General features: G+C 63.9%; 8 protein-coding genes and 1 pseudogene. 8 read left to right on the top strand and 1 reads right to left on the bottom strand.

The features are described from left to right. Nucleotides 1-178: 178 nt before the first annotated feature. The 8 genes and pseudogenes from VQ044_RS22850 to istA form a co-directional block, all read left to right on the top strand. Nucleotides 179-403 (top strand): hypothetical protein, encoded by a 225-nt coding sequence (locus tag VQ044_RS22850; RefSeq protein WP_327649779.1) that lies wholly within the window; start codon nucleotides 179-181, stop codon nucleotides 401-403. 121 nt (nucleotides 404-524) lie between these two features. Then, nucleotides 525-821 carry a co-chaperone GroES gene (gene groES, locus VQ044_RS22845; RefSeq protein WP_327651338.1) on the top strand — a complete coding sequence of 99 codons (297 nt, stop codon included), beginning with the start codon at nucleotides 525-527 and terminating at the stop codon, nucleotides 819-821. 79 nt (nucleotides 822-900) lie between these two features. Next, nucleotides 901-2559 (top strand): chaperonin GroEL, encoded by a 1659-nt coding sequence (groL, locus tag VQ044_RS22840; protein WP_327649780.1) that lies wholly within the window; start codon nucleotides 901-903, stop codon nucleotides 2557-2559. Nucleotides 2560-2679: 120 nt separating this feature from the next. Continuing rightward, nucleotides 2680-4890, top strand: a complete 2211-nt coding sequence (locus VQ044_RS22835) for a glycosyltransferase family 4 protein (RefSeq protein WP_327649782.1) — start codon at nucleotides 2680-2682, stop codon at nucleotides 4888-4890. 55 nt (nucleotides 4891-4945) lie between these two features. Beyond that, nucleotides 4946-6025 carry a glycosyltransferase family 4 protein gene (locus VQ044_RS22830; RefSeq protein ID WP_327649783.1) on the top strand — a complete coding sequence of 360 codons (1080 nt, stop codon included), beginning with the start codon at nucleotides 4946-4948 and terminating at the stop codon, nucleotides 6023-6025. A gap of 19 nt (nucleotides 6026-6044) precedes the next feature. After that, entirely contained in the window at nucleotides 6045-6407 is a 363-nt protein-coding gene (locus tag VQ044_RS22825; protein WP_327649785.1) for a hypothetical protein, read from the top strand. Nucleotides 6408-6504: 97 nt separating this feature from the next. Further along, complete coding sequence (locus VQ044_RS22820) at nucleotides 6505-6750, top strand: hypothetical protein (protein WP_327649786.1); 246 nt, start codon at nucleotides 6505-6507, stop codon at nucleotides 6748-6750. A gap of 194 nt (nucleotides 6751-6944) precedes the next feature. Beyond that, nucleotides 6945-7865, top strand: a pseudogene (gene istA / locus VQ044_RS22815) (IS21 family transposase); the annotation flags it as partial. 141 nt (nucleotides 7866-8006) lie between these two features. Here istA and VQ044_RS22810 read toward each other — a convergent pair. Then, a partial coding sequence (locus tag VQ044_RS22810) for a hypothetical protein (RefSeq protein ID WP_331827795.1) occupies nucleotides 8007-8192 on the bottom strand: 186 nt, incomplete at its 5' end.

Genomic DNA, 8192 nt, shown 5'->3' with positions numbered 1-8192 from the left:
GACTGCGGGAACGGCAGGTCTTCACGGGCCAGGACATCCATGCCCAACACTAGATCTAGTGGGTGTGGGAATCAACCGGATAGGCAAGGTTCGTTCAACGATCCTCTTGCTGACGCTCAAACTTAGACGCGGGAGGAGCGAAGGTCGCAACGTTCCGCAATCGCTATTGCGTCACTGAATGGATGCCTTTGTGCTGGATCGCTTCGACCCATACGTCGTTGATCGCTGCGATGTCATGGATAGACCTCCGAGCACCCTCCCCTCCACCTTCGCGCGGCTAAAACCAGCCCGGATCCGCCGGATCGAGAGATTACGTCCGAATTCAGCCACCGCGCTGATGACGTTTATCATCGAGTTTGCCGGTCGAGCTAGCGAGGCCGAAGCCGCCGAGGGGCTGCTTTGAACTTGACAGGTACGATGGGTGAGGCCTAGTCCCCTGTTAGCACTCATATATAGAGAGTGCCAATTCCTCTTTGTCGGGTGTCGCGTTGGAACGCATGACCGGCGCAACGAAGGTTCGACCCATGGCCAACGTGAACTTCCGTCCTCTGCACGACCGCGTCGTGGTTCGCCGAATTGAGGCCGAAGCTAAGACCGCGGGCGGCATCATAATCCCGGACACCGCGAAGGAAAAGCCGCAGGAAGGCGAGATCATCGCCGTCGGCGCGGGCGCCCGCGACGAGCAGGGCAAAGTGCAGCCGCTCGACGTCAAGGCCGGCGACAAGATCCTGTTCGGCAAGTGGTCCGGCACTGAGGTCAAGCTCAACGGCGAAGACCTGATGATCATGAAAGAATCCGACATCATGGGCATCGTCGTCTGAGCCTCGGCTCGCCTTTCTTTCACCTCTGAACCTTTGAAGCGGCGCAGCCCGACCTCGGGCGCCCGAGGAGAAAACCAAAATGGCAGCCAAAGAAGTAAAATTCGGCCGTGATGCCCGCGAACGCATGCTGCGCGGCATCGACATCCTCGCCGATGCGGTGAAGGTCACGCTCGGCCCCAAGGGCCGCAACGTCGTCATCGACAAGAGCTATGGCGCTCCGCGCATCACCAAGGACGGCGTCGCCGTCGCCAAGGAGATCGAGCTCGAGGACAAGTTCGAGAACATGGGCGCGCAGATGTTGCGCGAAGTTGCCTCGAAGACCAATGACAAGGCCGGCGACGGCACCACGACCGCCACCGTCCTCGCCCAGGCGATCGTCCGCGAAGGCGGCAAGGCGGTTGCCGCCGGCATGAATCCGATGGACGTCAAGCGCGGCATCGACATGGCCGTCCTGAAGGTCGTCGAAGCCCTGAAGAACGCGTCCCGCAAGATCGAGACCTCCGACGAGGTCGCCCAGGTTGGCACCATCTCCGCCAATGGCGAGAAGGACATCGGCGAGATGATCGCCTCGGCCATGCAGAAGGTCGGCAACGAGGGCGTCATCACGGTCGAGGAAGCCAAGACCGCCGAGACCGAGCTCGAAGTCGTCGAAGGCATGCAGTTCGATCGCGGCTACCTGTCGCCTTACTTCGTGACCAACGCCGAGAAGATGGTCGCCGAGCTCGATGACCCCTACATCCTCCTCCACGAGAAGAAGCTGTCGAACCTCCAGGCATTGCTCCCAATCCTCGAGGCGGTCGTCCAGTCGGGCAAGCCGCTCCTGATCATCTCGGAAGACGTCGAGGGCGAGGCTCTGGCCACGCTCGTCGTCAACAAGCTGCGCGGCGGACTGAAGATCGCCGCCGTCAAGGCGCCGGGCTTCGGCGACCGTCGCAAGGCGATGCTCGAGGACATCGCTGTCCTGACGGCCGGCCAGGTGATCTCCGAGGACCTCGGCATCAAGCTCGAGAACGTCACGCTCGACATGCTCGGCCGCGCCAAGAAGGTCTCCATCACCAAAGAGAACACCACGATCATCGACGGTTCCGGCGAGAAGGAGCAGATTCAGGCCCGCGTCGGCCAGATCAAGAGCCAGATCGAGGAGACCACCTCGGACTACGACAAGGAGAAGCTCCAGGAGCGTCTCGCCAAGCTCGCCGGCGGCGTCGCGGTGATCCGCGTCGGCGGCGCGACGGAAGTCGAGGTCAAGGAGAAGAAGGACCGCGTCGACGACGCGCTCAACGCGACCCGCGCGGCCGTCGAAGAGGGCATCGTCGCCGGTGGTGGCGTCGCTCTGCTGCGCGCCTCCCACGCGCTGACGATCAAGGGCGAGAACCAGGACCAGGAAGCCGGCATCACCATCGTGCGCCGCGCCCTCCAGGCCCCGCTTCGCCAGATCGTGATCAACGCCGGTGCGGAAGGCTCGATCGTCGTCGGCAAGATCCTCGACAACGCCTCGGTCACCTACGGCTACAACGCCCAGACCGACGAGTATGGCGACATGATCCAGATGGGCATCGTCGATCCGGTCAAGGTCGTGCGCTCGGCGCTCCAGGACGCGGCTTCGGTCGCAGGTCTCCTCGTCACCACCGAAGCGATGATCTCGGAAGCCCCCAAGCGCAACGGCGGTGCCGGCGGCGGCATGCCGGGCGGCATGGGCGGCGGCGGCATGGGTGGTATGGGCGGCATGGACTTCTAAGACCTCGCAAGCGTCTGGAAGAGTTCTTACTTCACCAACGAGGGGTCCAGTTCGCTGGGCCCCTCTTCATTTATCAGCCCGTCGTCTGTGAGCGGCGCTCTCGATCTCGAAGGGACCGCCATGATAACCCGCCGCGTCGCCTTACTCGGCACCCACACGCCGCGCCAATGCGGCATCGCCACCTTCACGCACGACCTTGCCGAGGCGATCGCCCAAGCCCAGCCGAGAACCGAGGTCCTGGTTGTCGGCATGAATGACGGACAGACATATTCCTATCCGGACCGCGTGGCGCTGACGATCGAGCAGGATGATGTTGCCGCATACGAGGCCGCCGCGGACGCGCTGAACGCGCGTGCCATTGACGTGCTGTGCGTGCAGCATGAGTTCGGCATCTTCGGTGGTCCCGCCGGCAGCTATCTCCTCACTCTGTTGAGGCGCGTGCGCTCGCCGATCGTGACGACGCTGCACACGGTGCTGGAGAATTTCACGCCCGAGCAGTTCGCGGTGATCGAGGAGCTTGCCCTCCTGTCAGCCAAGCTCATCGTCATGAGCGAGCGCGCGGTGAGCTTCCTCGTCGCACAGGGCGTGCCGCGACAGAAGATCAGCCTCATCCACCATGGCATTCCCGACGTACGGGAGGATCGCGAGGCCGCGAAGGCGAGCCTTGGGCTGTCCGGGCGATCGTTGATCTTCACTTTCGGGCTCCTGTCGCCCAACAAGGGGATCGAAACCGCAATCCGAGCGCTGCCGGCTGTAGTGCGCGATGTCCCGAACGTGACCTATCTCGTGCTCGGCGCCACCCACCCGCACATCCGCGCGCAACACGGCGAGGCTTACCGCGAGCAGCTGATGCAGCTCGCCTCCGATCTCGGCGTGGGTGAGCATGTCCGTTTCGAGGACGGTTTTGCGGATCTGGACCGGATCACCTGCGCCCTTGCCGCCGCCGACCTTTACCTCGTCCCCTACGTGAACCGCGAACAGATCGTCTCGGGAACGCTCGCCTATGCCCTCGGCAACGGCAAGGCGGTGGTCGGCACGCCGTTCTGGTATGCCGAGGAGCTCCTCGCCGACGGACGTGGTGTCCTCGTCCCCTTTCGTGACGCCGAAGCGCTCAGGACGGTTCTGTCCGACCTGCTCCGCGATCCAACCCAGCGCGCCGCCTTGGAGGACCGCGCTCGGGCCTACGGCGAGCAGATGCGTTGGCCGAACGTCGCGCGCACCTACACGGACGTCTTCAGCGCGGCGATGCGTACCCGTCCCGCCCCGCTCTCCTCCCGGCCTTTGCCGTCGCTCACGCTGAACCACGTCACCGCTCTCACGGACGGGACGGGGATGTTGCAGCATGCGACCGTCGCGGTACCCAATCCGTTCGAGGGCTACTCCACCGACGACAATGCGCGGGCGCTGCAACTCGCCGCGCTCGTCGGCGACGATCCGCACGCACCGGCGATTGCCCGTCGCACCCTCTCCTTTCTGCACTACGCCCTAAACCCCGCCACACAACGCTTCCGCAACTTCATGTCCTATGATCGTCGCTGGCTCGACGAGGATGGCGGCGACAATGTCCAGGCTCGCTCTCTGCGCGCCCTGGTCACGGCCGCGCACGCGTTGGAGGGTGCCCTTGGTAGCACGGCGCGGGAGATACTCAGCCGCTCTTGGGCGGCCCTTGAGCATCTCGACAGCCCGCGCGCGCAAGGCATCGCTCTGATAGCCCTTGCCGAGCGGGCCGAGAACGAGACGCTTCATCCGGAATGGGCGGCCCTCGCCGATCGATATGCGGGCAATCTGCTGCGACTTCACAGCGAGTCGGCCACCTCGACCTGGCCGTGGTTCGAGCCTTACCTCAGCTACAGCAACGCCAAGCTGCCGCACGGCCTGATCGCCTATGGAAGGGTGTTCGGGAGCCCTGAAGCACTCGCGACAGGGCTGGACGCGCTGCGCTGGCTGGAGGAACAGCAGACAGCGCCGGATGGCGCGTTCCTCCCCGTGGGCTCCGAGCGCGTGTACGGCGCTGGCGAGGCGAGGCCATTGTGGGATGGGCAGCCTATCGAGGCCTACGCGACGGTCGCCGCCGCCCTGGAGGCGCAACGCGCGACGGGTAATGTCGTGTGGCTCGCCACCGCGCGACGAGCGTTGGAATGGCTGGTCGGCCGCAACGCGCTGCAGACACCGCTATACGATCCTGAAACGGGCGGTTGCCGCGACGGGCTGCACCGCGACCGCGCCAACGCCAACCAGGGCGCCGAAAGCACACTGGCGCTCTGGCTTAGCGTCGCGGAGTACGATCGAGCGGCGCGGCTCACGGTCACAAGCCGTGTCGGCGGTCTCTGAAGGGGTGCATCCGCTCGCCCGTCATCCGGCGCACGAGCGACCATTGCGCGTTGGGATGCTCGCCCCCATCGCCTGGCGGGTGCCGCCGCGCAACTATGGCCCCTGGGAGCGCGTGGTGTCGCTGCTCACAGAAGGCCTCGTCGCGGCCGGGGTGGATGTGACGTTGTTTGCCACGGCGGATTCCTGCACGAGCGCCCGCCTCAGCGCCGTGGTGCCGTCGCCTTATGAGGAAACGCCGGGGCTGGACGCCAAAGTATGGGAAGGATTGCATCTGGCGAACGCCTTCGGCCAGGCGGCGAACTTCGACCTGATCCACAACCATTACGACTTTCTCCCGCTGACGTACGCGAGCCTGGTCGACACCCCCACGATCACCACCATCCACGGCTTCTCGAGCGAAGGCATTCTGCCCGTTTATCGCGCGTTCAACGGGCGCACGACATATGTGAGCATCTCCGATGCCGACCGTCACCCCGACCTCACCTATCTCGCCACGATCCATCACGGTCTGAATTTCGGCGAATTCACCTTCCAGGACTTGCCGGGCGAGTACCTGCTGTTCTTCGGTCGCATTCACCCGGACAAGGGCGCATCGGACGCCATACGCGTCGCCCGTGCGGCCAACCGGCCCCTCGTGCTGGCCGGCATTGTTCAGGACCAGGGGTATTTCGAGCGCAAAGTCGAGCCTCACCTCGGGGATCGGGTGCGCTACGTCGGCCCGGTAGGCCCTTCTGAGCGGGACACGTTATTGGGTGGGGCGCTGGGTCTGCTCCACCTCATCCACTTCGACGAGCCGTTCGGGCTTTCTGTCGTCGAAGCCATGGCATGCGGGACGCCGGTCATCGCCTATCCCCGCGGCAGCATGGCGGAGGTGATCGCCCATGGCGTGAGCGGCATTCTGGCGCCGGACGAGGCCGGCGCTGTGCACGCCGTAAAATTGCTGCATACTCTCGACCGCTCGAACGTGCGTGCCCATGCAGAGCGGTTTACAGCTGCCCGCATGGTGGACGCCTACCTGCACGCCTACCACGCGGTTCTTTCAAGTGGGCCAAGGCCTCCGGCCTTGAAAGATGACGCGGACGAAGGGAAGGAGCATGGTGCTTTGGTGGCTGAAGCAATTTTTCGGACGCCCTGATCGTCGGCACGATCCAGGAGTGAGTGTCGTCGAAGCTGCTGACGAGACGGTCTCCAGTGAGAGTGAAGGCGACCTTGATCGGCAGGCCGAACTCGCAGAAGCGGTGAAGGCGAAGGCGGCTTTTGGTGCGATGCTGACAGACGACGCTAACGACCGCGAGCAATACGAAAGGCTCCGGGACGAAGCCCTTGAGATCCTGCAAGCGATCAACGACGAGTTCTATGCCGGATTTGCCCGGCACCAAATAATCCGGTTATGCATCGGAGCAGGCGAGCCCGACCGGGCCGCTGCTCTTCTAGCCGAGGTCGAGGACGAGTTCATCCTTGACGAGATTCACGACGAGTTCCCCGATCTCATGCCTATCTTAGCACCTACGCGATAACCGAACCCGAGCGTCTCAATACGCTCTCCAGGACCATTGAACCCATATCTGTCGACGCCGATCGGCATGGTAAAGTGAAGAATCCAGGAGTGAGCCCATGCCAGCGCAGACCCTGTACATTGTCCAGCAATTCGAAAAGCAGGGGAAGCGGCTGATCGCGGGGCAGACGCTCCAGTTCAAGCACGCAGCGAGCGCAATCGAGAGAGCAAACCGGGATGCCTCGCGCTTCCCCGGCGTCGTGGCTGTCCAACAAACGGTGGATACCGAAACTGGCGAGGTGCTGGAGGAGCCGACGGTCCTCGCCCGGCACGGCGAGGTGCCGCAGGAGTTCCGAGAGGAATGAAAGTGGCCTGCGGCGCGACAATCAGGATGGGAAAGCGCGACAATCAGGATGAGAAGCAGCCGCCGTTGTCGTGACGGAGGGAGGGCGTAGCCCGAGCGAAGTCACGACAACGGCGGGCGGGTATTTGATGCCCCTCTGGCGATCGCGGTCGGCATGGCCTGCGGTGTGTTCTTCTCGATCGAGAGGACCCCCGCGTGCCCGGCCGCCACATCACCGATCACCAGATGAGGCTCTACATGAAGTTCCGTCAGACAGATTCCCCGACTGTGGCTGCGGCCAAGGCATCCTTCAGCGCCAGCGCGGCCTAGCGGCTCGAGAAGGAGCCCGGCCTGCCCTCGGCGAGAAAGGCAGAACGGGGTCGGCGCCGGGTTGATCCGCTCGCGGACCTCTTCGATTCCGAGATCGTCCCGCTTTTGAAGGGAGCGCTGGGGCTTCGTCCTGTGGCGGTCTTCGAGGAGATGCAGCGCCGCCACCCGGATCTGCCGGACAGTGTGCGTCGTACTCTTGAGCGGCGCATCCGCTCCTGGCGTGCCGTTCATGGCGAGGAACAGGAGGTCATCTTCAGGCAGATCCACGTTCCCGGCCAAGTCGGCCTGTCCGACTTCACCGACATGGCTGACCTCGCCGTCTCGATCGCCGGCGTGCCGCTCGATCATCGGCTTTATCACTTTCGGCTCGCCTATTCCGGCTTCGCCCACGCCCACGTCGTCATGGGCGGCGAGAGCTTCGTCGCGCTCGCGGAAGGTTTGCAGAACGCCCTCTGGTCGCTCGGCCTGGCTCCTCACGAGCATCGCACCGACAGCCTCTCGGCTGCATTCCGCAACCTCGGCGCCGCTGCCGAAGACGATCTGACCCAGCGCTACGGCGCCCTGTGCACCCATTACGGCATGCATCCGACCCGCAACAATCCCGGCGTCGCCCATGAGAACGGCGCCATCGAAAGCGCCCATGGTCATCTGAAGGCCGCGGTGCGCGACGCGCTTCTCATTCGTGCCAGTGTCGACTTCGCCGATCTTGGTGCCTATCGCACCTTCATCGATGAACTCCTCGCCCGCCGTAACGCCCGGATCGCCAAGCGCATCGACAGCGAGCGGCCGTTTCTCCAGGCCCTGCCGGGAATGAATGCTGATTCCGAGGGATGCCGCCCCCTTGTTCCGAAATGATCTCGCTCCCCTGTTCCGAGAATTAGTCGCCCCCTGATTCCGAGATAATGCCGCCCCCTGTTTCGGGGCGGTGGGCAGGGTCTGCTGGTGCGTTCAGGTTCGCTTCTTTGGCTTGTCCGGAGAAGGGAACCAGATGCCGGCGGAGAGAATGACCATGCGGCGTGTCCGCGAGATTTTGCGATACCGATTTGCGTATTTCACCGCATCGTGAGCACGGATTTCACCGCATCGTGAGCAGAGATTTCGGGGGATCGTGAGCAACGATTTCAGATGATCGTG

The organism is Aurantimonas sp. C2-5-R2 (assembly GCF_036549495.1).
Taxonomy (GTDB): Bacteria; Pseudomonadota; Alphaproteobacteria; order Rhizobiales; family Rhizobiaceae; genus Aurantimonas; species Aurantimonas coralicida_A.
This window is presented reverse-complemented; position numbering and strand designations above follow the sequence as displayed.